Origin of the sequence: Streptomyces sp. NPDC014889 (assembly GCF_043081205.1) — a bacterium.
Lineage (GTDB): Bacteria > Actinomycetota > Actinomycetes > Streptomycetales > Streptomycetaceae > Streptomyces.
Genome location: NZ_JBIBWH010000023.1, coordinates 45,155 through 70,308, shown reverse-complemented (window position 1 = coordinate 70,308; position 25,154 = coordinate 45,155). Strand labels below are relative to the sequence as shown.

The following is a 25,154-nucleotide window of genomic DNA, read 5'->3' as shown; positions in this document are numbered from 1 at the left end:
GTAACAGGAGCCGAAAGATGTTCGAGGCCGTCGAGGAACTCGTCGCCGAGCACGCCGACCTGGAGAAGCAGCTCGCCGACCCGTCGGTCCACGCCGACCAGGCAGGCGCGCGCAAGCTCAACAAGCGCTACGCCGAGCTCACCCCGATCGTCGCCGCGTACCGCTCCTGGAAGCAGACCGGCGACGACGTCGACACCGCGCGCGAACTCGCGGCGGACGACCCCGACTTCGCGGCCGAGGTCAAGGAGCTGGAGCAGCAGCGCGAGGAGTTGACCGAGAAGCTGCGCCTCCTGCTCGTCCCGCGCGACCCCAGTGACGACAAGGACGTCATCCTGGAGATCAAGGCGGGCGCGGGCGGCGACGAGTCGGCCCTGTTCGCCGGCGACCTGCTGCGCATGTACCTGCGGTACGCCGAGCGGGTCGGCTGGAAGACCGAGATCATCGACGCCACCGAGTCCGAGCTGGGCGGCTACAAGGACGTCCAGGTCGCGGTGAAGACCCGCGGCCAGATCGAGCCCGGCCAGGGCGTGTGGGCCCGGTTGAAGTACGAGGGCGGAGTGCACCGGGTGCAGCGGGTGCCGGCCACCGAGTCCCAGGGCCGTATCCACACCTCCGCGGCCGGTGTGCTGGTCACCCCCGAGGCCGAGGAGGTGGACGTGGAGATCAGCCCCAATGACCTCCGCATCGACGTCTACCGGTCCTCCGGGCCCGGCGGCCAGTCCGTCAACACCACCGACTCCGCGGTGCGCATCACGCACCTGCCCACCGGGGTCGTCGCCTCCTGCCAGAACGAGAAGAGCCAGCTGCAGAACAAGGAGCAGGCACTGCGTATCCTGCGCTCCAGGCTGCTCGCCATGGCGCAGGAGGAGGCGGAACGGGAGGCCGCCGACGCCCGCCGCAGCCAGGTCCGCACCGTCGACCGCTCCGAGAAGATCCGCACGTACAACTTCCCGGAGAACCGCATCTCGGACCACCGCGTCGGATTCAAGGCGTACAACCTGGACCAGGTCCTGGACGGCGAACTGGACGCGGTGATCCAGGCCTGCGTCGACGCGGACTCGGCCGCCAAGCTCGCGGCCGCGTAAGACACGTGCGCACGCGGGGCGTGCGCACGTACGAGCACCAACGGAGGACCAGCGTGCAGCAAGAATCCGGGGGGCGGCCCCCGAGTCCCCGCAGCGTGCTGCTCGCGGAGGTGGCGCAGGCCACCCAGCGGCTGGCCGACGCGGGAGTGGACTCGCCGCGCACCGACGCGGAGGAACTCGCCGCGTTCGTGCACGGAGTCAAGCGTGGCCAGCTGCACACGGTGAAGGACGCCGACTTCGACGCCCGCTACTGGGAGGTCATCGCCCGGCGCGAGCAGCGCGAGCCGCTCCAGCACATCACCGGGCGTGCCTACTTCCGGTATCTGGAACTCCAGGTCGGGCCAGGGGTGTTCGTGCCCCGGCCCGAGACCGAGTCGGTGGTCGGCTGGGCCATAGACGCCGTACGGGCCATGGACGTGGTCGAGCCGTGCATCGTCGACCTGTGCACCGGCTCGGGCGCCATCGCGCTCGCCCTCGCCCAGGAGGTGCCGCGCTCGCGTGTGCACGCCGTGGAGCTGAGCGAGGACGCGCTGAAGTGGACCCGCAAGAACACGGAGGGGTCCAGGGTCGACCTGCGTCAGGGCGACGCCCGGACGGCCTTCCCCGACCTCGACGGCCAGGTCGACCTCGTCATCTCCAACCCGCCGTACATCCCGCTCACCGAATGGGAGTACGTCGCCCCCGAGGCCCGCGACTACGACCCGGAACTGGCGTTGTTCTCCGGGGAGGACGGCCTCGACCTGATCCGCGGCATCGAGCGCACCGCGCACCGGCTGCTGCGGCCCGGCGGAGTCGTCGTCGTCGAGCACGCCGACACCCAGGGGGGACAGGTGCCGTGGATCTTCACCGAGGAACGGGGCTGGGCCGACGCCGCCGACCACCCCGACCTCAACAACCGGCCGCGGTTCGCCACCGCCCGCAAGGCGCTGCCGTGACCCCCACCAGGACGTCCGACCAGCAGTACGTGTACGAGGAGGCCCGCTGACAATGGCACGGCGATACGACACCAACGACGCCACCGACCGCGTGACCGGTCTGCGCGAGGCCGCGTCCGCCGTCCGCCGGGGCGAGCTCGTGGTGCTGCCCACCGACACCGTCTACGGCATCGGCGCCGACGCGTTCTCCTCCGAGGGCGTGGCCGACCTGCTCGCCGCCAAGGGCCGGGGCCGCAACATGCCCACGCCCGTGCTCATCGGCTCCCCGAACACGCTGCACGGACTGGTCACGGACTTCTCCGAGATGGCCTGGGAACTCGTGGACGCCTTCTGGCCGGGCGCGCTGACGCTGGTCGCCCGGCACCAGCCGTCCCTCCAGTGGGACCTCGGGGACACCCGCGGCACGGTCGCCGTGCGGATGCCGCTGCACCCGGTCGCCATCGAACTGCTCACGGAGGTCGGTCCGATGGCCGTGTCGTCGGCGAACCTGACCGGCCACCCGGCGCCGGAGACCTGCGACGCCGCGCAGGAGATGCTCGGCGACTCCGTCTCCGTCTACCTCGACGGCGGGCCGACCCCCGGCAACGTCCCGTCCTCCATCGTGGACGTCAGCCGCAAGGTGCCCGTGCTGCTGCGTGAGGGCGCCCTGTCGCCGGAGGAACTGCGCAAGGTGGTACCCGACCTCGAGGTGGCGAATTGACGGCCCCTGACGCGGGGCGTGGCATAGGCGACACCTTCCGCATCCTGCACGTCAGCACCGGGAACGTGTGCCGCTCGCCCATCACCGAGCGGCTGACCCGGCACTTCGTGGCGGACCGGCTCGGGGATCCGCGGGGCGGCGGGCTGATCGTGGAGAGCGCGGGCACCTGGGGTCACGAGGGCGCGCCGATGGAGGCCAACGCGGAGACCGTGCTGGCCGACTTCGGCGCGGACGCCTCCGGCTTCACCGGCCGGGAGCTGCTGGACGAGCACGTGATCCGCGCCGACCTGGTGCTCACCGCGACCCTCGACCACCGCGCCCAGGTCATCTCCATGGGCCACTCGGCCGGCCTGCGCACCTTCACCCTCAAGGAGTTCACCCGCCTGGTGAAGGCGATAGACCCGGCCACGCTGCCGCCCCTGGAGGACGGCGTGGTCGAACGCGCCCGCGCCCTGGTCCGCGCTGCCGCCGCTCTACGCGGGTGGCTCCTGGCCCCCACCGCTGAGGCCGACGAGGTCTACGACCCCTACGGCGCCCCCCTGACGTTCTTCCGCTCCGTGGGCGACGAGATACACCAGGCCCTGGACCCGGTGGTGACGGCCCTGACGGGCGTACGGGCGCGCGCCTGACCCACCGCGCGGCGCACGACGGGCCGGGAGGCCCGTGAAGGGCCCGTACCCCGGCCCGGAGGCCGGAGATGTCCCGCGAGCCAGTGTGGGCGCCCGTGCCGCCGTACTGCGGCATCGCAGGGCTCGGCCGGCCGCGGGCCCGCCAGGAAGCTCTCCCGGGCCGCTGGGCCCCCGCTGGAGGCTCGCAGAGGGGCGGCCGGGGTGTACCGGTCCGTGTGCGCCCCGTGGCGCGTCGTGGCTTTCCCGGTTTCCCGCCCAGGCCCCGTGGGCGTGACACGAGGGGCTCCTGGGCATTGCCGTGACGGCCTAAGGGGCCGCGCGGGGTGGGGCTCGTGGGCCTACATTGGACGTACGCCAACGTCGACCGTCCGGAGCGCGACATGTCGGTCATCCCCGTTCTCGAGGCCGATCTCCTGCGCCGGCAGGACCCCGAGCTGGCCGACGTGCTGCTGGGGGAGCTGGACCGGCAGTCGACGACACTCCAGTTGACCGCGGCGGAGAACTTCACCTCGCCCGCGGTGCTCGCCACGCTCGGCTCGGTGCTGGCGAACAAGTACGCCGAGGGCTATCCGGGCGCCCGGCACCACGGCGGCTGCGAGTTCGTCGACGCCGCCGAACGCCTCGCCGTGGCCCGGGCGAAGGCCCTGTTCGGCGCCGAACACGCCAATGTGCAGGCCCACTCGGGCTCGTCCGCGGTGCTCGCCGCCTACGCGGCGCTGCTGCGGCCCGGCGACACCGTGCTCGCCCTCGGCCTGCCCTACGGCGGGCACCTCACGCACGGCTCGCCCGCGAACTTCTCCGGCCGCTGGTTCGACTTCGTCGGCTACGGCGTCGACGCCGAGAGCGGACTCATCGACCACCAGCAGGTGCGCACGCTCGCCCGCGCGCACCGGCCCAAGGCGATCGTGTGCGGCTCCATCGCCTACCCGCGCCACATCGACTACGCCTTCTTCCGCGCGGTCGCCGACGAGGTCGGCGCCTATCTGATCGCCGACGCGGCCCACCCCATCGGGCTCGTCGCCGGCCGGGCGGCGCCCAGCCCCGTGCCGTACGCCGATGTGGTGTGCGCCACCACCCACAAGGTGCTGCGCGGGCCGCGCGGCGGGATGCTCCTGTGCGGGGGCGAGCTGGCCGAGCGCGTCGACCGCGCCGTGTTCCCGTTCACCCAGGGCGGCGCCCAGATGCACACCATCGCCGCGAAGGCCGTCGCGTTCGGCGAGGCCGCGACCCCGGCCTTCGCCGCCTACGCCCACCAGGTCGTCGCCAACGCGCGGGTGCTCGCCGCCCGGCTGGCCGCGGAGGGCCTGGCCGTCACCACCGGCGGCACGGACACCCACCTGATCACCGCGGACCCGGCACCGCTCGGCATCGAGGGCCGTGCCGCGCGCGGACGGCTGGCCGCCGCCGGTATCGTCCTCGACTGCTGCGCGCTGCCGCACGCCGACGGCCGCGGTCTGCGCCTGGGCACCGCCGCGGTGACCACCCAGGGCATGGGCCAGCAGGAGATGGAGTGGACAGCCGTCCTGTTCGGCAAGGTGCTGCGCGGCGAGATCGACTCGGTGAGCGCGCGCGAGGACGTGCGCGAACTCACGGGCCGGTATCCGCCGTATCCACGCTGAGACGGGGTAGCAGAACGGTCGTACAAAACCGTACACAGCCACACGTGCAACCATCGTCGCTACCCGGAAGTCCCCATACATATGCCTGCGTCGCTAGGGTGTGGGGCTGAGAAGGCCAGCGAGACCTGTGGGGAAGCCCGTGCGTGAATACCTGCTGACGCTCTGCATCACGGCCGCGGTGACGTATCTGCTGACAGGGCCGGTACGAAAGTTCGCGATCGTCGCAGGGGCGGTGCCGGAGATCCGGGCACGTGATGTGCACCGGGAGCCCACTCCCCGGCTCGGCGGTATCGCGATGTTCTTCGGAATGTGCGCGGGCCTGCTGGTGGCCGACCACCTGACCAACCTCAACGAGGTCTTCGCGAAGTCGAACGAGCCGCGCGCGCTGCTCTCCGGCGCCGCCCTGATCTGGCTGATCGGCGTCCTGGACGACAAGTTCGAGATCGACGCCCTGATCAAGCTGGGCGGCCAGATGATCGCGGCCGGTGTCATGGTGATGCAGGGTCTGACGATCCTGTGGCTGCCCGTGCCCGGCATCGGCACGGTCGCGCTCACCCAGTGGCAGGGCACCCTGCTCACGGTCGCGCTGGTCGTCATCACCATCAACGCGGTCAACTTCGTCGACGGCCTCGACGGCCTGGCCTCCGGCATGGTGTGCATCGCGGCCGCCGCGTTCTTCATGTACGCCTACCGGCTCTGGTACGGATACAACATCGAGGCGGCCGCCCCCGCGACCCTCTTCGCGGCCGTTCTCATGGGCATGTGCCTGGGCTTCCTGCCGCACAACATGCACCCCGCGCGGATCTTCATGGGCGACTCGGGGTCCATGCTCATCGGCCTGGTGCTGGCGGCCGGCGCGATCTCGGTGACCGGCCAGGTCGACCCGGACGTGATGAAGCTGTTCTCCGGCTCCGAGCGCAACGCGGTGCACCAGATGGTGCCGGTCTACATCCCGCTGCTGATGCCGCTGACGATCATCGCCATCCCGGCCGCCGACCTGATCCTGGCGATCGTGCGGCGCACCTGGCACGGCAAGTCCCCGTTCGCCGCCGACCGCGGCCATCTGCACCACCGCCTGCTGGAGATCGGCCACTCACACAGCCGGGCCGTGCTGATCATGTATTTCTGGGCGGCCCTGATCGGCTTCGGCGCGCTCACCTACTCGGTCAAGTCGGCGTCCATGTGGATCGTGCTGGGCATCGTGGTGCTCAGCTTCATCGGCCTGGTACTGCTTCTGCTGCCGCGCTTCACCCCGCGCGCCCCGCGCTGGGCCGAGCAGTTCGTGCCGCCGCGCTACCGGCGCCGCCGCGGGGTCGCGGTCCCGGACGCCTCCGCGTCCTCCGCGTCCTCCGCGTCCCCCGCGTCCGAGGAGGAGTCCGCAGGGCCTTCGCCGGACGCGGAGAGCCCGGTGCGGGGGGAGACGCCCGTGGCGGCGGGCGTGGGAGTCCGTGCCGGTGCGGCCGGTGTCAACGGAGCGACCGCCGTCGGAGCCCGTTCGCGCGTCCTGGACGAGCGGAGAGCCGGAACGTCGCGCTGACGACGTCAAGGTAAGAATCTGACTAAGGCGTTGCCAACTCGTGGGGCGTCAAATCCCCCCAATATCGGGCGAATGGGCCTGGAATTTGCACAGAAGTGCAGCTGTACTCTCACGTGTGAGGGTCAGCACACCTTTGAGGTAAAGACCTCATCAAATAGTTTGTGATACCGTTCACGAGTATCCCGGAGAGCCAAAGGGCCACAGAGCGAAGGTCCTGGTGGGGCCGAGGTTTTCCCCCTCGGCACCGGGACTACGCTCGTCCCATGACGACGCCCTGCCCCCTGTGAATGCGGAGTTGCCGCGATGCCGTCCAATGACGCCCGGATCCTGGCCGAGGCCGCTGTGCCCACAGCCGCCGTCGGTGCGGTCGCCGCCGTCATCAGCGGTGTGGTCGCCGGCGGCAAGGGGGCGATCGGCGCGGTCGTCGCGACCGTGATCGCGATCCTTTTCATGGGGATCGGCCTCTACGTCCTGCAGCGCACCGCCAAGTCGCTTCCGCACCTTTTCCAGGCGATGGGCCTGATGCTCTACGCGGCGCAGATCCTCCTGCTGTTCGTCTTCCTGGCCGTGTTCAAGCACACGTCGCTGTTCAACCCCCGGGCCTTCGCCTTCACGCTGGTCGCCGCCACACTGGCATGGATCGCGGCGCAGACGCGGGCCCATATGAAGTCCAAGATCCTCTACGTCGAGCCCGACTCGGCTCCGTCCACGGCCGACGAGAAGTCCCAAAAGACGGAGCGCTCGTCGTGAGCGGTAGGGCCGGGATAAGGACGCATGAGAGATCCTGCTATCGTCCGGTGCCAACTGCGGCATCGCGGGCGCGGGCATCCGAGCTGACGCCTGTTCTATCGCGAGGCGAGATGCCCCACTGCCGCCCCCACATCCGTAACACCAGTCCCGTGCCGAACCGCGGCAGCACGCCGCGCCGACACAACGAGGTTGCCGTACCTATGCGCCACGCTGAAGGAGCCCGCGGTGAGTGCTGACCCGACGCAGGTGCTCGCCTTCGAGACCGACTGCCACATCTTCGCCGGCTGTGGCTTCCCCGCTCCGGGCCTGCACTCGTTCCTGTTCGAGCCCCTCTGGGGCAACGCGGACAGCAACCTTTACTTCAACAAGCCGATGCTGCTGGCGCTGCTCGGCTCCATCATCGTCATCGGGTTCTTCTGGACCGCCTTCCGCAAGCCGACGGTCGTGCCGGGCAAGCTTCAGATGGTCGCCGAGGCGGGCTACGACTTCATCCGGCGCGGTGTCGTCTACGAGACGATCGGCAAGAAGGAAGGCGAGAAGTACGTCCCGCTCGTCGTCTCCCTGTTCTTCTTCATCTGGATGATGAACCTCTGGTCGATCGTCCCGGTCGCCCAGTTCCCGGTGACGTCGATCATCGCCTACCCGGCCATCCTGGCCCTGGTCGTGTACGTGCTGTGGGTCTCGCTGACCTTCAAGCGGCACGGCTTCGTGGGCTTCTTCAAGAACGTAACCGGCTACGACAAGTCGCTGGGCGCGGTGCTCCCGCTGGCCATGCTCATCGAGTTCTTCTCGAACCTGCTGGTGCGGCCCTTCACCCACGCGGTGCGACTGTTCGCGAACATGTTCGCGGGCCACACGCTGCTGCTGCTCTTCACGATCGCCAGCTGGTACCTGCTCAACGGCATCGGCATCGCCTACGCGGGCGTCAGCTTCGTCATGACGATCGTGATGACGGCCTTCGAGCTCTTCATCCAGGCACTGCAGGCGTACGTCTTCGTCCTCCTCACGTGCACCTACATCCAGGGCGCGCTCGCAGAGCACCACTGAGCGTCCCGCGGAGAACCCCCTGATCGTCCGGTGGCCAACCCCCACCGGTCCGTAAAGAAAAGGAAGAACTGGCATGTCCCAGACCCTTGCCGCTGTTTCCGGCTCGCTCGGCTCCATCGGTTACGGCCTCGCTGCCATCGGCCCCGGCGTCGGCGTCGGCATCATCTTCGGTAACGGCACCCAGGCCCTGGCCCGCCAGCCCGAGGCCGCCGGCCTGATCCGCGCCAACCAGATCCTCGGCTTCGCCTTCTGTGAGGCGCTGGCGCTGATCGGTCTGGTCATGCCGTTCGTCTACGGCAAGTGATCCGCTGATCCACTTCCAGCCGACTAGACGAAAGGCAGAAACATGAGCCCGCTGCTCACGGTCGCGGCCGAGACGGAGAACCCGCTCGTCCCGCCGATCCCCGAGCTTGTCATCGGCCTGATCGCCTTCGTCATCGTCTTCGGTTTCCTCGCCTGGAAGCTCCTCCCGAACATCAACAAGGTTCTGGAGGAGCGCCGCGAGGCGATCGAGGGCGGTATCGAGAAGGCCGAGGCCGCGCAGACCGAGGCCCAGAGCGTCCTTGAGCAGTACAAGGCTCAGCTCGCCGAGGCCCGCCACGAGGCCGCGCGCCTGCGCCAGGAGGCACAGGAGCAGGGCGCCACGCTCATCGCCGAGATGCGGGCCGAGGGCCAGCGTCAGCGCGAGGAGATCGTCGCCGCCGGCCACGCCCAGATCGAGGCCGACCGCAAGGCCGCCGCGTCCGCGCTCCGGCAGGACGTCGGCACGCTGGCCACTGAGCTGGCCGGCAAGCTCGTCGGCGAGTCCCTCGAGGACCACGCCCGGCAGAGCCGTGTGATCGACCGCTTCCTCGACGGCCTCGACGAAGCCGCTTCGAAGGCCGAGGCGACTCGATGACCATGCACGGAGCCAGCCGTGAGGCGCTGACCGCCGCACGGCAGCGTCTGGACGCGCTGACGGACTCCACCTCCGTGGACGCCGGCCCGCTCGCCGACGAGCTGGCGGCCGTCACCGCGCTGCTCCACCGCGAGGTCGGTCTGCGTCGGGTCCTGACCGACCCGGCGCAGTCCGGCGAGGCCAAGGCCACGCTGGTGCAGCGCCTGCTCGGCGGGCAGATCGGCGGCACGGCCACCGACCTGGTGTCCGGCATGGTGCGTTCCCGCTGGTCGCAGCCCCGCGACCTGGTCGACACGCTGGAGGAGCTGGCGGACGTCGCCGACCTCACGGCGGCACAGCGGAACGGCACGCTCGACGACGTCGAGGACGAACTGTTCCGCTTCGGCCGGATCGTCTCCTCCAACACCGGGCTGCGCGCGGCCCTGACCGACCGCGCCGCGGCCGCCTCGGCCAAGAAGGAACTGCTGCGCCGCCTGCTCGGCGGCCGCGCGGCCGCGACCACCGAGCGTCTGGTGACGCGCCTTGTGACCGCGCCGCGGGGACGTAGCCTGGAAGCGGGACTGGAGTCCCTGACCAAGCTCGCCGCCGAACGCCGTAACCGCATGGTCGCGGTCGTCACCTCGGCGGTCCCGCTGAGCGACACGCAGAAGCAGCGCCTCGGCGCGGCCCTCGCCAAGCTCTACGGCCGTCAGATGCACCTCAACCTCGACGTGGACCCCGACGTCGTCGGCGGGATGCGGGTGCAGGTCGGCGACGAGGTCATCAACGGCTCCCTCGCGGACCGGCTCGAGGACGCCGCCCGCCGCATGGCGAGCTAGCAGCAACTCAACACGCAAGACGTACACGACGGCCCTGGTTGGGCCGTGCAGAGGATTCACCTCTTATTGGGGGGAGTCCCCGACTCGTGGAATACCCCCCAAGTGAAACTTCGGGCCCAACAAGGAGAGCAGGGAACCCAGATGGCGGAGCTCACGATCCGGCCGGAGGAGATCCGGGACGCGCTGGAGAACTTCGTCCAGTCGTACAAGCCGGACGCGGCCTCGCGCGAGGAGGTCGGTACGGTCACCCTTGCCGGCGACGGCATCGCGAAGGTCGAGGGCCTTCCCTCGGCCATGGCCAACGAACTGCTGAAGTTCGAGGACGGCACCCTCGGCCTCGCCCTCAACCTCGAGGAGCGCGAGATCGGTGCCATCGTCCTCGGTGAGTTCAGCGGTATCGAGGAGGGCCAGCCGGTGCAGCGCACCGGTGAGGTCCTGTCCGTCGCCGTGGGCGAGGGCTACCTCGGCCGCGTGGTGGACCCGCTCGGCAACCCGATCGACGGCCTCGGCGAGATCGAGACCGAGGGTCGCCGCGCCCTCGAACTGCAGGCCCCCACGGTCATGCAGCGCAAGTCGGTGCACGAGCCGATGGAGACGGGCTACAAGGCCGTCGACGCCATGACCCCGATCGGCCGCGGCCAGCGTCAGCTGATCATCGGCGACCGCCAGACCGGCAAGACCGCCCTGGCCGTCGACACGATCATCAACCAGCGCGACAACTGGCGCACCGGCGACCCGAACAAGCAGGTCCGCTGCATCTACGTCGCCATCGGCCAGAAGGGCTCCACCATCGCGTCGGTCCGGCGCTCGCTGGAGGAGAACGGCGCGCTGGAGTACACGACCATCGTCGCCGCCCCGGCGTCCGACCCGGCCGGCTTCAAGTACCTGGCGCCGTACACCGGTTCCGCCATCGGCCAGCACTGGATGTACCAGGGCAAGCACGTCCTGATCATCTTCGACGACCTGTCGAAGCAGGCCGACGCCTACCGTGCCGTGTCGCTGCTGCTGCGCCGTCCGCCGGGCCGTGAGGCCTACCCGGGCGACGTCTTCTACCTGCACTCCCGGCTGCTGGAGCGCTGCGCGAAGCTGTCCGACGACATGGGCAAGGGCTCGATGACCGGTCTGCCGATCGTCGAGACCAAGGCCAACGACGTCTCGGCGTTCATCCCGACCAACGTCATCTCCATCACCGACGGCCAGTGCTTCCTGGAGTCGGACCTGTTCAACGCCGGTCAGCGCCCCGCGCTGAACGTCGGTATCTCCGTCTCCCGAGTCGGTGGTTCCGCGCAGCACAAGGCGATGAAGCAGGTCTCCGGCCGTCTGCGCGTGGACCTGGCCCAGTTCCGTGAGCTGGAGGCGTTCGCCGCCTTCGGTTCCGACCTGGACGCGGCCTCCAAGGCCCAGCTGGAGCGCGGTCAGCGCATGGTCGAGCTGCTGAAGCAGGACCAGTACCAGCCGATGGCCACCGAGGACCAGGTCGTCTCCGTGTGGGCCGGTACCACCGGCAAGATGGACGACGTGCCGGTCGCCGACATCCGCCGCTTCGAGAAGGAGCTCCTGGAGTACCTGCACCGCAAGGAGCAGGGCCTCATGACCTCCATCAAGGAGGGCGGCAAGATGTCCGACGACACGCTCCAGGCCGCCGCCGAGGCGATCGCGGAGTTCAAGAAGCAGTTCGAGACGGGCGACGGAAAGCTGCTCGGCGAGGACACCCCGGCCGCTGCCGCCAAGTGACGTAAGGAAGGGACCTGACTCATGGGAGCCCAGCTCCGGGTCTACAAGCGTCGCATCCGATCCGTCACCGCGACCAAGAAGATCACCAAGGCGATGGAGATGATCGCCGCCTCGCGCGTCGTCAAGGCGATGCGCAAGGTGTCGGCCTCCACGCCGTACGCGCAGGAACTGACCCGCGCGGTCACGGCGGTCGGAACCGGGTCCAACACCAAGCACCCGCTGACCACGGAGGCGGACAACCCGACCCGCGCCGCGGTGCTGCTCCTGACGAGCGACCGCGGCCTGGCCGGCGCCTTCAACTCCAACGCCATCAAGGCGGCGGAGCGGCTGACCGTGCGCCTCGAGGGCGAGGGCAAGCAGGTCGACGCCTACATCGTCGGCCGGCGCGGTGTGGCCCACTACAACTTCCGTGAGCGCAAGATCACGGAGTCGTGGACCGGCTTCACCGACGAGCCCTCGTACGCGGACGCCAAGACGGTGGCGGCTCCGCTGATCGAGGCCATCCAGCAGGACACCGAGGACGGCGGCGTGGACGAACTCCACATCGTCTACACGGAGTTCGTCTCGATGATGACGCAGACGGCGATCGACGCCCGGCTTCTGCCACTGCGCCTCGAAGAGGTGTCGGAGCAGGTCGCGGCGAAGGACGAGATCCTTCCGCTGTACGACTTCGAGCCCTCGGCGGAGGACGTCCTCGACGCGCTGCTGCCGCGCTATGTGGAGAGCCGTATCTACAACGCGCTGCTCCAGTCGGCCGCTTCGAAGCACGCCGCCACCCGGCGCGCGATGAAGTCGGCCACCGACAACGCGGGCGAGCTGATCAACACGCTCTCCCGGCTTGCCAACGCGGCCCGCCAGGCCGAAATCACCCAGGAAATCAGCGAGATCGTCGGTGGCGCGAGCGCCCTGGCCGACGCGACCGCGGGGAGTGACAAGTAATGACCACCACTGTTGAGACGGCCACGGCGGCGGGCCGCGTCGCGCGGGTCATCGGCCCGGTCGTCGACGTGGAGTTCCCCGTCGACGCGATGCCGGACATCAATAACGCCCTTCACGTCCAGGTCGCCGACCCGGCGAACGAGGGCGAGCAGAAGACGCTGACGCTCGAGGTCGCCCAGCACCTCGGTGACGGCATCGTCCGCACGATCTCCATGCAGCCCACCGACGGTCTGGTCCGCCAGTCCCCGGTGACGGACACCGGCTCGGCGATCTCCGTCCCGGTCGGCGACTTCACCAAGGGCAAGGTGTTCAACACCCTCGGTGAGGTGCTGAACGTCGACGCCGAGTACGACGGCGAGCGCTGGCCGATCCACCGCAAGGCGCCGAACTTCGACGAGCTCGAGTCGAAGACCGAGATGTTCGAGACCGGCGTCAAGGTCATCGACCTGCTGACCCCGTACGTCAAGGGCGGCAAGATCGGTCTGTTCGGCGGCGCCGGCGTCGGCAAGACGGTGCTCATCCAGGAGATGATCTACCGCGTCGCCAACAACCACGACGGTGTCTCCGTGTTCGCCGGCGTCGGCGAGCGCACCCGTGAGGGCAACGACCTCATCGACGAGATGAGCGAGTCGGGCGTCATCGACAAGACCGCCCTGGTCTTCGGTCAGATGGACGAGCCCCCGGGCACCCGTCTGCGCGTCGCGCTGGCCGGCCTGACCATGGCCGAGTACTTCCGCGACGTCCAGAAGCAGGACGTGCTGTTCTTCATCGACAACATCTTCCGCTTCACGCAGGCCGGTTCCGAGGTCTCCACGCTGCTCGGCCGTATGCCGTCCGCGGTGGGTTACCAGCCGAACCTGGCCGACGAGATGGGTCTCCTCCAGGAGCGCATCACCTCGACCCGCGGTCACTCGATCACCTCGATGCAGGCGATCTACGTCCCCGCGGACGACCTGACCGACCCGGCCCCGGCCACCACCTTCGCCCACCTCGACGCGACGACGGTGCTCTCCCGTCCGATCTCGGAGAAGGGCATCTACCCGGCCGTGGACCCGCTGGACTCCACGTCCCGGATCCTGGACCCCCGCTACATCGCGGCGGACCACTACAACGCGGCCATGCGCGTGAAGAACATCCTGCAGAAGTACAAGGACCTGCAGGACATCATCGCGATCCTCGGTATCGACGAGCTCGGCGAGGAGGACAAGCTCGTCGTCCACCGTGCCCGTCGCGTGGAGCGCTTCCTGTCCCAGAACACCCACGTCGCCAAGCAGTTCACCGGTGTGGACGGCTCGGACGTGCCGCTGGACGAGTCGATCGCGGCGTTCAACGCGATCTGCGACGGCGAGTACGACCACTTCCCCGAGCAGGCGTTCTTCATGTGCGGTGGTATCGAGGACCTGAAGAAGAACGCGAAGGAGCTGGGCGTCTCCTGAGCCTCCGGCTCACCCGAGGGGGCGGGTGCGGTCCCGCCCCCTCTCCCACGCCCCTTAGAATTGACCCCAACACCCGGCAGTCCCGCCGGGTGGTGACCCGAGGAGCCACTCTTGGCTGCTGAGCTGCACGTCGAGCTGGTCGCTGCCGACCGCCAGGTCTGGTCCGGCGAGGCCACCCTGGTCGTCGCGCGCACCACGTCCGGCGACATCGGCGTCATGCCCGGTCACCAGCCGCTGCTCGGTGTGCTGGAGTCGGGCCCGGTGACCATCCGTACGAGTGAAGGTGGAACGGTCGTCGCCGCGGTGCACGGCGGTTTCATCTCGTTCGCGGACAACAAGCTGTCGCTGCTGGCGGAGATCGCCGAACTCTCGGACGAGATCGACGTCCAGCGCACCGAGCGAGAGCTCGAACGGGCGAAGGCGGAGGGTGACGCTCACGCCGAGCGCCGCGCGGAGATCCGACTGCGCGCGGCGACGGCGAGCTGAACCCAGCCAGCCGTGTGATGACGTCACTCAGCCGCGGCCGGTACCGGAGCAATCCGGTACCGGCCGCGGCTGAGGTGAATGTGGGTGTTTTTTCCGTTCCATTACCTAGGAGACGAGGAGGTCGGTGCCGATGGTCCTCGCTCTGACTGTGTGCGGGCTGGTGGTCTTGCTCGTGGTGATGGGACTGTTCGTCTTCGGCCTGCGACGCAGACTCATCCAGCGCTCGGGCGGCACCTTCGACTGCAGTCTGCGGTGGGACGTACCGGAGAAGACCGACACCAGCGGCAAGGGCTGGAGCTACGGTGTCGCCCGCTACAACGGCGACCGCGTCGAGTGGTTCCGTGTCTTCTCCTACGCCTTTCGCCCGCGCCGCACCCTGGAACGGGCCTCCATCGAGGTGGCCGGCCGCCGTCTGCCCGAGGGCGAGGAGGAACTCGCCCTGCTCTCCGACGCGGTCGTCCTCACCTGCCTGCATCGCGGTACGCGCCTGGAACTCGCGATGAGCGAGGACGCGTTGACGGGTTTCCTCGCCTGGCTGGAGGCGGCGCCGCCCGGCCAGAGGGTGAACGTGGCGTAGGGACGGAAGAGCGCCCCCGGACCGTGGTCCGGGGGCGCTCTGCTGGTCTCGGGGACCGGTGGGCCTTACGACAGGCCGCTGTTGATGGCGTTCACCAGCTCGCCGTTGCCGGTGTCACCGCTGAACTCCCAGAAGAAGGCGCCGCCCAGACCCTGCTGCTTCGCCCAGGACATCTTCGTGCCGATGGTGGCCGGGGTGTCGTAGGACCACCAGTTGTTGCCGCACTTGGCGTAGGCGGTGCCGGCGATGGTGCCGGTGGCCGGGCAGGACGTCTTGAGCACCTTGTAGTCCTCGATGCCCTGCTCGTACGTGCCGTTAGCCGGGCCGGTGGCCGTGCCGCCCGGGGCGTCCTGGGTGACGCCGGTCCAGCCGCGGCCGTACAGGCCGATGCCGATGAGCAGCTTGCTCGCCGGGACGCCCTTGGACTTGTACTTGGCCATCGCGTCGGCCGTGGTGAAGCCGGCCTGCGGGATGCCGTTGTACGAGGTGAGCGGGGAGTGCGGGGCGGTGGGGCCCTTCGCGTCCCAGGCGCCGAAGAAGTCGTACGTCATCACGTTGTACCAGTCGAGGTACTGCGCGGCCCCGCCGTAGTCGGCGGCGTCGACCTTGCCGCCGGAGGTGCCGTCGGCGGAGACGGCCGCCGTGACCAGGGCGCTGTTGCCGAACTTGGCGCGCAGCGCGGCCGCCACGTTCTTGATGGCCGCGGAACCGCTGGTGTCACAGGTCAGACCGCAGGCGTTCGGGTACTCCCAGTCGATGTCGATGCCGTCGAACACGTCGGCCCAGCGGGAGTCCTTCACCAGGTCGTAGCAGGACTGGGCGAAGGCCGTCGGGTTCTTGGCCGCGTCCGCGAAGCCGCCGGACCAGGTCCAGCCGCCGAAGGACCACAGCACCTTGATGTTCGGGTACTTGGCCTTGAGCTGGCGAAGCTGGTTGAAGTTGCCGCGCAGCGGCTGGTCCCAGGTGTCGGCGACGCCGCTGACCGACTGGTCGGCGGTGAACGCCTTGTCGTAGTCGGCGTAGGAGTCGCCGATCGTGCACTTGCCGCCGGTGACGTTGCCGAAGGCGTAGTTGATGTGCGTGATCTTCGCGGCCGAGCCGGACGTCACGATGTTTTTGACGTTGTAGTTGCGGCCGTAGATGCCCCACTCGGTGAAGTAGCCGAGCCGGACCTTGTTGCCGGGCGGGGGAGTGGTGCCGCCGCCGGTGGTGCGCACGGCGACCGAGCCGCTGATCGGGCCGGTCTGGCCCGCGGTGTCGCGGGCCTGGACGCTGTAGGAGTAGTCGGTGCCGGCGGTCAGCCCGGTGTCCGTGTACGAGGTCGTCGTCACGGTCGCGACCGTCCTGCCGTCGCGCAGCACGTCGTAGTTCTTGACGCCCTTGTCGTCGGTGGCCGCGCCCCAGGTGAGCTTCACCGAGGTGTCGGTGATGTTCGAGGCGGTCGGGGTGCCCGGGGCGGAGGGCGGGTTGTCGCCGGGCACGGTGCTGCCGCCGTCACAACTGCCGCCGTTGAGCTTGCAGTTGCTCGGGGAGCCGGCGCCGGCGCCGTTGAAGCCGAAGGAGACGGAGGCGCCCGGGGCGAGGGTGCCGTTGTAGGACTTGTTCTTGGCGGTCCAGTGGGTGCCGGAGCTGGTCACGTCCGCGTCCCAGGCGGAGGTGACGGAGGTGCCGGAGGGGAAGTCCCACTCGATGGTCCACGAACTGATCGCGGCCGTCCCCGAGTTGGTCACCGTCCACTTGCCCTCGAAGCCGGTGCCCCAGTCCTGGGTCTTGGCGTAGGTGGCGGTGGCCGATGTCGCGGCCTGGGCGGAGCCCGCGAGGCCGACAAGGCCGGCCAGCGGGAGCAGCAGGGTCGCGAACCCGGCCGCGGCTCTGTGTCTGAAGCGCATACCGCGCCTCCTCTTGTGATGTCGCCTGCGGGGCGCTGTGGCCGCCCCTTCGGCGGTGGGGGTTGTGGTCGGGGGCGTGACTGAGCCATCACGCCACCGGTGCCGCGAGAATAGAAAGGTCTGGACCACGGGTCAATAGGTCTGGACCACTAGTTCCTTCGGCGCCTCAGAGCCCCAACTCCTGCGCCAAGACCGCCGCTTGCACCCGGCTGCGCAGCTCCAGCTTGCCCAGCAGGCGGCTGACGTGCGTTTTCACGGTGCCCTCCGCGAGGCCCAGGCGGAGGGCGATCCCGGCGTTGGACAGCCCCTCGCCCAGGCATGACAGCACCTCGCGCTCCCGCGGGGTGAGGGTGCCCAGCGCTGCCGGGGCCGCCTTCGGCTCCCGTACCGGCCCGGCGGCGAATGCGGCGATCAGACGCCGGGTGACGGCGGGCGCGACGATCCCCTCCCCGCGCGCCACCGTGCGCACCGCCTCCACCAGTTCGCGCGCCTCGGCGCTCTTGAGCAGGAACCCGGCCGCGCCCGCGCGCAGCGCCCCGAAGACGTACTCGTCGAGGTCGAAGGTGGTCAGCACGAGGACGTCCGCCAGCCGCTCCGCGACCACCTGCCGGGTCGCCGACACCCCGTCGAGAACAGGCATCTGAACGTCCATCAGCACCACGTCGGGCCGCAGTTCGCGGGCCAGCGCCACCGCCTGCTCGCCGTCGGCGGCCTCACCGGCCACGTCGATGCCGGGCGCGCTGCGCAGGATCAGGACCAGCCCGGCGCGGACGGCGGACTGGTCCTCGGCGACCAGGACACGGATCATGCGGGATCTCCTTCGCCGTCACCCAGCGGCAGGGTGGCGCGGACGGTCCAGACGGCGCCCTCGGGACCCGCGGCGAACGCGCCCCCGAGCAGCGCGGCCCGCTCCCGCATCCCGACCAGACCGGCACCGGAGCCCGGGGCGCGGGGTCCGTCCCGGTGCCCGTAGGGACTGCTCACCCGCACCTCCAGCGCACCGGCGCGCCGGGCCAGCGCGACGGTGACCCGGCCCGGGGCCGCGTGCTTGAGCGCGTTCGTCAGCGACTCCTGCACGATGCGGTACGCCGCCAGTTCCACCGACGCCGGCACCTTGCCGTGGCGGGCGTCGAGCGTGACCTGCAGCCCGTTGCCGCGGGCGGTCTCGGCCAGCGCCTGGAGGCCGTCCAGGGTCGGTGCGGCGGCAGGGGACCGCTCGTCCCCGCTGTCGCGCAGGATCCCGATCAGCCGCCGCATCTGAGCCAGTCCTTCGACGCTGTTCTCCCGGATCACGGTGAGCGCCTGCCGCGAGGTCTCCGGATCGTCCAGGGACAGCGCGGCCGTGGAGTGGATGGCGACGGCGGACAGGTGGTTGGCGATCATGTCGTGCAACTCCCTCGCCACCCGGGCACGTTCGGCGACGACCGCCTGCGCGCGGTCCATGTCCGCGAGCAGCGCGGTCTGTTCGGCCCGCAGCCGCTCGGCGACGGCCGTGTCACGGTGGTTGCGGACCACCCAGCCGGTCGCCGCCGGCACCAGGCCGACCAGCGCGACGCCCACGCCGAAGAGCAGTGCCTGCGGTGTGCGCCGTACGACGAGCGGCACGACCGTGCCGAGCACCGTGAGCAGACCGGTGATCCAGGGGATGCGGCGGGCCGAGGCGGGCGGTCCGTACAGCACCGCGGCGTAGACCAGGTCGGTGAACATCACCAGGGTGGCCAGGCTGCCCCGCGTCGGGAGGTCCGCGGCGAGCGCCGCGGTGCCGACGAGCAGGGCGGGCCCCGGCCGGGTGCGCCGCAGCAGTTCGCAGCCCGCCGTCACCAGCAGCGGGACGGCGACCGCCCAGCCCCGGTCCAGGACGGAGGCCGGGTGGTGGCCGGTGCGGGTGTACAGCCCGGCGCCGATCAGCGCCAGTCCGCCGAGCAGCCCGCTCACGGCGATGTACACGTCGTGGCGGTGCGGGCGGAGTCCTCGGGCCATGCGTCCATCCAACACGGGGGACAGGCCCGCCGCCTGATGCCCCGGGAGGGTCCCCGCGTACATCGAAGGATGCACCCGCGGTTCGTCACCGCCGACGACGCGCCGGACGCGGTCCGCCGCGAGCCTGGAGACGCAATCGAGGGGAGCAATAGTGATCGTCGCGCTGATCGTCGCCTGCGAGGTGGGCTTCTGGGTACTGCCGGTGCTGGGCCTGACCGCCCGCCACCTCCTGCGGTGGCGCCGCACCGGCACGGCCCTGCTGCTGTGCGTGCCGCTGCTGGACCTGGTCCTGTTCGTGGCCGGCGCCGTCGATCTGAGGAACGGCGCCGAGCCCGGCTGGGAACACGGCCTGGCCGCCCTGTACATCGGCTTCACCGCCGGCTACGGCCACCGCACCGTCCGCCGGCTCGACGCCCACGCGGCCCACCGCCTGGCCGGCGGTCCGCGCCCGCGGAAGCCGCCCCGCCACGGCCTGGCCCGGGCCCGCCACGAGGGCGGCCTCTGGCTGCGCACCGTGCTCGCGTCGTGCGTCGCCCTCGCCCTGCTCCAGGCGGCGATCCTCTACGTCGGCGACGCGTCCGTCACCGGGCCGCTCAGGGCCTGGCAGGGGACGACGCTGCGCATCGCCGCGATCCACGGGCTGATCGCCTTGTCGTACCTGCTCTTCCCCAAGAAGGCTCAGGCCGGGCCGGCCCGCCCGGACGAGGAGCGCACCCCGGCCGGACGGTGAGCCGGCGCCCTCGGCGGAGCGTGGCTCAGCGTTCGCCGCCCGGTACCCACAACACGTCCCCGGAGGCCTTGTTGGCCGTGCGCGCCAGGATGAACAGCAGGTCCGAGAGCCGGTTGAGGTAGGTCGCGGTGAGCGGGTTCATCGTCTCGCCGTGCGCCTCAAGGGCGGCCCAGGTCGAGCGCTCGGCCCGGCGGACCACCGTGCACGCCTGGTGGAGCAGGGCCGCGCCGGGCGTCCCGCCGGGGAGGATGAAGGAGCGGAGCTTGTCGAGCTCGGCGTTGAAGCGGTCGCAGTCCTCCTCCAGCCGGTCGACGTAGAACTGCTCGACCCGCAGCGGCGGGAACTCCGGGTTCTCCACCACCGGCGTGCACAGGTCCGCACCCACGTCGAACAGGTCGTTCTGCACCCGGGTGAGGACCTCGACGACGTCCTCGCCGAGCCCGCCCAGCGCGATCGCGGTGCCGATCGCCGCGTTCGCCTCGTTGGCGTCGGCGTACGCGGAGATCCGCAGGTCGGTCTTGGCGACCCTGCTCATGTCGCCGAGGGCGGTGGTGCCCTTGTCCCCGGTCCTGGTGTAGATGCGCGTCAGGTTGACCATGGGCCCAATCTAGACGCTCCCGCGCCGGACGCGGTGCGCCGTTTCCGCGGTGGCGCCAACCCGGCCCGGACCGCGCGGAATTCGTGGCCGGGCCCAACTTACCGGACGTGACGGGCGTCTCACGCCCTGAGACAGTGACACGCATTACTTACGGGTCTCAAGGACCCGTGTGAGCGCTAATGTCCGCACAGGAGCGATGCGTAAGCAGCGGGTGAGCGCCAAGCGCTCGCGCGGGTGTCGCGCAGTCCTCGCTCAGTCGTCGTGCAGTTGTTTCGAAGGGGAGTCGTCAGTGGCACGGAAGCTCGCCGTCATCGGGGCCGGTCTCATGGGAGCCGGCATCGCCCAGGTCTCCGCGCAGGCGGGCTGGGACGTCGTCCTGCGGGACGTCACTGACGAGGCACTGAGGCGTGGCACGGACGGCATCAAGGCCTCGTACGACAAGTTCGTCGCCAAGGGCCGGCTGGAGGCGCACGACGCCGACGCCGCCCTCGCCCGCATCACCGCGACCACCGACCTGGACGCGGCCGCCGACGCGGACGTCGTGGTCGAGGCCGTCTTCGAGAAGATCGAGGTCAAGCACGAGATCTTCCGCACCCTGGACAAGCTCGTGCGCGAGGACACCGTGCTCGCCTCCAACACCTCCGCCATCCCGATCACCAAGATCGCGGCCGTGACGGAGCGCCCGGAGCGGGTCGTCGGGGTGCACTTCTTCTCGCCGGTGCCGATGATGCAGCTCGTCGAGCTGGTCCGCGGCTACAAGACCAGCGACGAAACCCTCGCCCGGGCGCGGGAGTTCGCCGAGTCCGTGGGCAAGACCTGCATCGTGGTCAACCGGGACGTGGCCGGCTTCGTGACCACCCGGCTCATCTCGGCGCTCGTCGTCGAGGCGACCAAGCTCTACGAGTCGGGCGTCGCCACCGCCGAGGACATCGACCTCGCCTGCAAGCTCGGCTTCGGCCACGCCATGGGCCCGCTCGCGACCGCGGACCTGACCGGCGTCGACATCCTGCTGCACGCCGCCGACAACATCTACACCGAGACCCAGGACGAGAAGTTCGCACCGCCGGAGCTGATGCGCCGGATGGTTGACGCCGGTGACATCGGGCGCAAGAGCGGGCAGGGCTTCTACAAGCACTGAGACCGCACAGGGGCCACTGGGATCACCCTCAGGGGTGAATTCGGTATCGGTTCGCTTACAAGCAGCAACCAGATCGCCGCGGAAGCAGTCAGAGGTTGCACAGCCACCGCCACGGAGTACGCCACAGCATTCACGGGGAGCGCATATGCACATCAGGGGCGACCACGCCGAGCTGGTCGTCGGGGGCCGCCTCGACGTCCGCAGCGCGGCGGACGCCCGTACGGTCCTGCACTCGGCCGTCGACGACGGCGCCGGGGACCTGGTGCTCAACCTGTCCGAGCTCGACTCCTGGGACGCCACCGGACTCGGCGTGATCATGGGCGTCCACCGGCGGGCCGGGCGCTGCGGCAGGCGGCTGGTGCTGCGGGACGTGCCGCCGCAGATGCAGCGCCTGCTCGTGGCCACCCGGCTGCACCGCATCCTCGCCATCGAGGGCGGCATCGGCGTCGAGTCCCTGCCCCGCGTCTAGGGCCTCTCGTTTGGATCATGCCGGGCTCGCGGGCCCTGGCACCGCGCCTCGCCGCGTTGTCGTCGGTTGGCAGGGCTCCGCCCTGCCGCCCTCCTCCGCCTTGCGATCCACGGCACCAGACCCCGCTCCCTGATCCGGCCTGATCCAAACGAAAGACCCTGGACCAGTACTTTCCAGCCCCGCCCGAACAGGTGTGAACCGGGCGACGGGGGAGACCCGGGCGCACGTCGGCGAACCGTACGTGGTGCGCAATCCTCACGAGACCGTGATGTCTCGGGCCGCGCGGTACCCCGGGCTGTCGTGGATACTGGCCGAAGGTTTAGGGTTCGGTCGCCCGCAGCTCAGCAACCCTCGAGCGGGTCCGGACCAGAAGCGACAGCGCGGTGTGCGGCAAGGCCGGGAGGGGCCGGCCGTGGCCGGCACATGACGCTTTTGGGGGGCTTGGAACCTATGGACCCGAACACCCGGGAACCCGAGGACATGGGCCATGGCGGCGACGGTCACGTGCCGAGCCGGCGCCCACCCAGGGATTCCCTCGCATCCGACTTCGTCCAGCACGCGCCCGCACCGGCCCGCACGGCGCGGCTCGTCTCCGGCGACTTCCTGCTCACCGTCAACCCCGTGGACGGCAGCGAGATAGAGGTCTGCCCGCCCGGCGAGCACCCCGACCGGCCGCGCAAGTACACACCGGCCGAGCGCGCCGAGCACGACCGCGGCGCGGTACCGCCCGCCCTGCCCGGCCCCGCCCCGTCCGCACTGCCGCTCCTGGAGCGCCAGCACGAGCGCGAGCAACTGGTGCGGCTGCTCGCCCGCGGCCGCTCCGTACGCCTGACCGGGCCGGGCGGCTCCGGCCGCACCAGCCTGCTCGACCTCGTCGCCGAGGACTGCGGGGACCTCGCCCCCGACGGCGTCGTCCGCCTCAGCGGCTACCGCCGCACCGCGAGCGACCTGCTGCACGACCTCTTCCACGCCGTGCACAGCGCACAGCACTACCGGCCCGGCCCGGACGAACTGCTTGCCTACGTAGGCGAGATCGGCGCGGTCGTCGTGGTGGACGACATCGAGATCGGCGGCGACGCGCTCGACGAGCTGATCGACGCCACCCCCGAGTGCGCCTTCCTGCTCGGCGCGACCCCGGACGTGCCGGCGCCGTCCGCGGAGTCGGAGATCGAGGAGGTCGCCCTCAGCGGTCTGGACCGGGCCGGCGGCGTCGAGCTCATCGAGCGCGCCGTCGGCCGTGTGCTCACCGAGGAGGAGGCCAACTGGGCCGGAGACCTCTGGTTCGAGTCCGAGGGCCTGCCGCTGCGCTTCGTGCAGGCCGGTGCCCTGCTGAGCCAGCACGACCAGTTGCGGGCCGGTACGAACGCCGTCGAGGAGTTCGGCGTCTTCGAGGACGCGCCGCCCGTGGACGCCGTCCTGGACGACGGCGAAGGCGACGGCCTGCCCCTGCCCTCGCTCGGTGAGGCCGCCGCGCCCGCGCCGCTGCTCGCCTCCCGGCTGAGTGCCTCCGCGCGGGCCACGCTGCGGTTCGCCGTCGCGCTCGGCGGCGAGGTGCCCCACCAGTCGCACCTGCCCGCGCTGATCGGCGACACCCACGCCGACGCCGCGCTGGGCGAGCTGGCGACCTGCGGCCTGGTCGCCCCGGCCGGCCCCCGCCACCGGCTCGCCGCCGGTGTGCTGACCCAGCTCGAAGCCGCCGGATACGGCGAGGACATCGAGGAGCAGGCCCTCACCGCGGCCCGCCACTACACCTGGTGGGCCGGCCACCCCTCGGTCGCGCCGGAGCGGGTGTGCGCCGAGGCGGACGCCCTGCTCGCCGCGCTGGCCGTCCTGGTGCCGCTCACCGCACCCTCCGACGCGGACGAGGAGAGCACGGCCGTACGGCTCGCCCGCGCCGCCGCCCCCGCGTTCGCCGCGGGCCTCGACTGGAACGCCTGGGCGAGGGCGCTGCGTTACGGCACCGAGGCCTCCCGGCTCGCCGGAGACGTCGCCGAACAGGCCTACTTCCACCACGAGCTGGGCATCATCGCGCTCTGCGGCGGTCAGCTCGACCGGGCCCGTGCCGAGCTCGAGGCCTCCATCGGGCTGCGCGGTGCGCTCGCCGACAAGCGCGGCACGGTCGCCGGGCGCCGCGCCCTCGCCCTGGTCGCCGACCGCTCCGGCACGGCAGTGGCCCTCGGCGCGACGGCGGGCGAGGAGGTGCCGGAGGCCCGCACCGAGGTGTCGGCGTCACCGGCGGGCGGGGTGCCCGCGCCCTTCCCGGCGCTGAAGCAGCCCGGCCAGGACGCCTCCACGCTGGTCACCCACCAGGCGTCGGTACCGGGTTCGCCGTCCGAACCGTACGCCCCGGCCAAGCACCGTGTCGGCCTCAAGGGCCTGGCCCGGCGCAACCTCGTGGCGGCCGGCGCGGGCGCGCTGCTCGCGGCCGTCCTCGGCACCGTGGTGACGCTCGGCGCCACCTCCCAGAACGGCCCCGAGACCCCCTCCGACAACCTCAACCCGTCGGCCGGCCAGGACCTGGACGACGGCAGCCTGGGCGTCGACACGCCGAAGCAGGACGGCAGCGGGGGAGGCGACACCGGCACGGCGACCACGCGTCCGACGGATCCGGGCCACGGCACCGCCTCCGGCACGGCCGAGGACCCGGCGCCGGGCGGCGCCGAACCCTCGGAGAGCCTCGAGCCGGGCGGCGACGGCACGCCCAAGTCCCCGAAGCCGTCGGACTCCACCGGATCCGCGGGCGGCGGCACCGGCGGGAAGACCGGTGGGTCGAACGGCGGGTCGGGCGGCGGGAAGACCGGGGGCACGGGCGGCGGCACGCCGGGCGGAGGCAGCGGAAGCCCTTCCAGCGGCGGCGGAGCAGGCGGCCCCACGAGCGGCGGCGGCTCCTCCACCGGAGGCAGCGGCGATCCCACGGGCGGAAGCTCGGGAGATCCCGGCGGCGACCCCTCGGGCGGGACCACCACCGACCCCACCGACGGCGGCGCGTCCGGGGAGCCGTCGGGCGGCACCTCGGCGCCGACGTCCGGCCTGTCGGCCGACACCTCCGAGAGCGGCACGCCTCCGACGGCGTCCGACACCGCGACGGTCGCCTGACGCGCACGGAAACGGGGGCCGGGTCCGTGTCATACGGACCCGGCCCCCGGTGTCGTACGAGAGC

Annotated in this window: 24 protein-coding genes; 20 read left to right on the top strand and 4 right to left on the bottom strand. The window is 70.8% G+C overall.

Annotation, left to right across the window (positions count from 1 at the left end; translation table 11 throughout):
* Nucleotides 1-17: 17 nt before the first annotated feature.
* From prfA to ACF09J_RS33145, 16 genes are all read left to right on the top strand, one after another.
* Nucleotides 18-1,085, top strand: coding sequence for a peptide chain release factor 1 (prfA, locus tag ACF09J_RS33220; protein ID WP_392309184.1), 1,068 nt, complete (start codon nt 18-20; stop codon nt 1,083-1,085).
* Nucleotides 1,086-1,180: 95 nt separating this feature from the next.
* Nucleotides 1,181-2,020 carry a peptide chain release factor N(5)-glutamine methyltransferase gene (gene prmC / locus ACF09J_RS33215; protein ID WP_392309209.1) on the top strand — a complete coding sequence of 280 codons (840 nt, stop codon included), beginning with the start codon at nt 1,181-1,183 and terminating at the stop codon, nt 2,018-2,020.
* Nucleotides 2,021-2,072: 52 nt separating this feature from the next.
* On the top strand, nt 2,073-2,720 hold the full coding sequence (locus ACF09J_RS33210; RefSeq protein WP_100568048.1) for an L-threonylcarbamoyladenylate synthase: 648 nt from the start codon (nt 2,073-2,075) through the stop codon (nt 2,718-2,720).
* Nucleotides 2,717-3,349: a protein-tyrosine-phosphatase gene (locus ACF09J_RS33205; protein WP_100568047.1), complete on the top strand. Its 633-nt coding sequence runs from the start codon at nt 2,717-2,719 to the stop codon at nt 3,347-3,349. Before ACF09J_RS33210 ends, ACF09J_RS33205 begins: the two co-directional genes overlap by 4 nt.
* A gap of 380 nt (nt 3,350-3,729) precedes the next feature.
* The gene (gene glyA / locus ACF09J_RS33200; RefSeq protein WP_392309208.1) at nt 3,730-4,968 is read left to right on the top strand and encodes a serine hydroxymethyltransferase; all 1,239 of its coding nucleotides are present in this window, start codon (nt 3,730-3,732) and stop codon (nt 4,966-4,968) included.
* A 139-nt stretch (nt 4,969-5,107) separates the two neighbouring features.
* Nucleotides 5,108-6,505 carry an MraY family glycosyltransferase gene (locus tag ACF09J_RS33195; RefSeq protein ID WP_392309183.1) on the top strand — a complete coding sequence of 466 codons (1,398 nt, stop codon included), beginning with the start codon at nt 5,108-5,110 and terminating at the stop codon, nt 6,503-6,505.
* Nucleotides 6,506-6,808: 303 nt separating this feature from the next.
* Complete coding sequence (locus ACF09J_RS33190) at nt 6,809-7,255, top strand: hypothetical protein (RefSeq protein ID WP_392309182.1); 447 nt, start codon at nt 6,809-6,811, stop codon at nt 7,253-7,255.
* A gap of 225 nt (nt 7,256-7,480) precedes the next feature.
* The gene (gene atpB / locus ACF09J_RS33185; RefSeq protein ID WP_392309181.1) at nt 7,481-8,302 is read left to right on the top strand and encodes a F0F1 ATP synthase subunit A; all 822 of its coding nucleotides are present in this window, start codon (nt 7,481-7,483) and stop codon (nt 8,300-8,302) included.
* 73 nt (nt 8,303-8,375) lie between these two features.
* A complete protein-coding gene (gene atpE / locus ACF09J_RS33180; protein WP_024884520.1) occupies nt 8,376-8,606 on the top strand; it encodes an ATP synthase F0 subunit C in 231 nt (76 codons plus the stop codon).
* A gap of 42 nt (nt 8,607-8,648) precedes the next feature.
* Nucleotides 8,649-9,200, top strand: coding sequence for a F0F1 ATP synthase subunit B (locus ACF09J_RS33175; RefSeq protein ID WP_392309180.1), 552 nt, complete (start codon nt 8,649-8,651; stop codon nt 9,198-9,200).
* A gap of 2 nt (nt 9,201-9,202) precedes the next feature.
* Nucleotides 9,203-10,018 carry a F0F1 ATP synthase subunit delta gene (locus ACF09J_RS33170; protein WP_392309207.1) on the top strand — a complete coding sequence of 272 codons (816 nt, stop codon included), beginning with the start codon at nt 9,203-9,205 and terminating at the stop codon, nt 10,016-10,018.
* 141 nt (nt 10,019-10,159) lie between these two features.
* Nucleotides 10,160-11,752 (top strand): F0F1 ATP synthase subunit alpha, encoded by a 1,593-nt coding sequence (gene atpA / locus ACF09J_RS33165; protein ID WP_362355258.1) that lies wholly within the window; start codon nt 10,160-10,162, stop codon nt 11,750-11,752.
* Between the two features lie 21 nt (nt 11,753-11,773).
* Complete coding sequence (locus ACF09J_RS33160) at nt 11,774-12,691, top strand: F0F1 ATP synthase subunit gamma (protein WP_392309179.1); 918 nt, start codon at nt 11,774-11,776, stop codon at nt 12,689-12,691.
* Entirely contained in the window at nt 12,691-14,127 is a 1,437-nt protein-coding gene (gene atpD / locus ACF09J_RS33155) for a F0F1 ATP synthase subunit beta (RefSeq protein WP_392309178.1), read from the top strand. Before ACF09J_RS33160 ends, atpD begins: the two co-directional genes overlap by 1 nt.
* Nucleotides 14,128-14,238: 111 nt before the next feature.
* A complete protein-coding gene (locus ACF09J_RS33150) occupies nt 14,239-14,613 on the top strand; it encodes a F0F1 ATP synthase subunit epsilon (RefSeq protein ID WP_392309177.1) in 375 nt (124 codons plus the stop codon).
* Between the two features lie 130 nt (nt 14,614-14,743).
* Nucleotides 14,744-15,190, top strand: a complete 447-nt coding sequence (locus ACF09J_RS33145; RefSeq protein ID WP_392309176.1) for a DUF2550 domain-containing protein — start codon at nt 14,744-14,746, stop codon at nt 15,188-15,190.
* A gap of 65 nt (nt 15,191-15,255) precedes the next feature.
* On the opposite strand, the gene ACF09J_RS33140 is transcribed toward ACF09J_RS33145, so the two are convergent.
* The 3 genes from ACF09J_RS33140 to ACF09J_RS33130 form a co-directional block, all read right to left on the bottom strand.
* Nucleotides 15,256-17,079, bottom strand: a complete 1,824-nt coding sequence (locus tag ACF09J_RS33140) for a glycosyl hydrolase family 18 protein (RefSeq protein ID WP_392309175.1) — start codon at nt 17,077-17,079, stop codon at nt 15,256-15,258.
* Between the two features lie 166 nt (nt 17,080-17,245).
* Nucleotides 17,246-17,887, bottom strand: coding sequence for a response regulator (locus tag ACF09J_RS33135; RefSeq protein ID WP_392309174.1), 642 nt, complete (start codon nt 17,885-17,887; stop codon nt 17,246-17,248).
* Nucleotides 17,884-19,059, bottom strand: coding sequence for a sensor histidine kinase (locus ACF09J_RS33130; protein ID WP_392309173.1), 1,176 nt, complete (start codon nt 19,057-19,059; stop codon nt 17,884-17,886). The genes ACF09J_RS33135 and ACF09J_RS33130 overlap by 4 nt, the downstream gene beginning before the upstream one ends.
* A gap of 151 nt (nt 19,060-19,210) precedes the next feature.
* Between ACF09J_RS33130 and ACF09J_RS33125 the strand changes: the two genes are divergently transcribed.
* Nucleotides 19,211-19,789, top strand: a complete 579-nt coding sequence (locus ACF09J_RS33125; protein ID WP_392309172.1) for a hypothetical protein — start codon at nt 19,211-19,213, stop codon at nt 19,787-19,789.
* Nucleotides 19,790-19,814: 25 nt separating this feature from the next.
* On the opposite strand, the gene ACF09J_RS33120 is transcribed toward ACF09J_RS33125, so the two are convergent.
* On the bottom strand, nt 19,815-20,387 hold the full coding sequence (locus ACF09J_RS33120) for a cob(I)yrinic acid a,c-diamide adenosyltransferase (RefSeq protein ID WP_392309171.1): 573 nt from the start codon (nt 20,385-20,387) through the stop codon (nt 19,815-19,817).
* A gap of 289 nt (nt 20,388-20,676) precedes the next feature.
* On the opposite strand from ACF09J_RS33120, the gene ACF09J_RS33115 reads away from it, so the two are divergent.
* The 3 genes from ACF09J_RS33115 (at nt 20,677) to ACF09J_RS33105 (ending at nt 25,090) form a co-directional block, all read left to right on the top strand.
* Entirely contained in the window at nt 20,677-21,525 is an 849-nt protein-coding gene (locus tag ACF09J_RS33115) for a 3-hydroxyacyl-CoA dehydrogenase family protein (RefSeq protein ID WP_392309170.1), read from the top strand.
* A gap of 145 nt (nt 21,526-21,670) precedes the next feature.
* Nucleotides 21,671-21,994, top strand: a complete 324-nt coding sequence (locus tag ACF09J_RS33110; RefSeq protein ID WP_392309169.1) for an STAS domain-containing protein — start codon at nt 21,671-21,673, stop codon at nt 21,992-21,994.
* A gap of 450 nt (nt 21,995-22,444) precedes the next feature.
* Nucleotides 22,445-25,090: an ATP-binding protein gene (locus ACF09J_RS33105; protein WP_392309168.1), complete on the top strand. Its 2,646-nt coding sequence runs from the start codon at nt 22,445-22,447 to the stop codon at nt 25,088-25,090.
* The last annotated feature ends 64 nt before the right edge of the window (nt 25,091-25,154 follow it).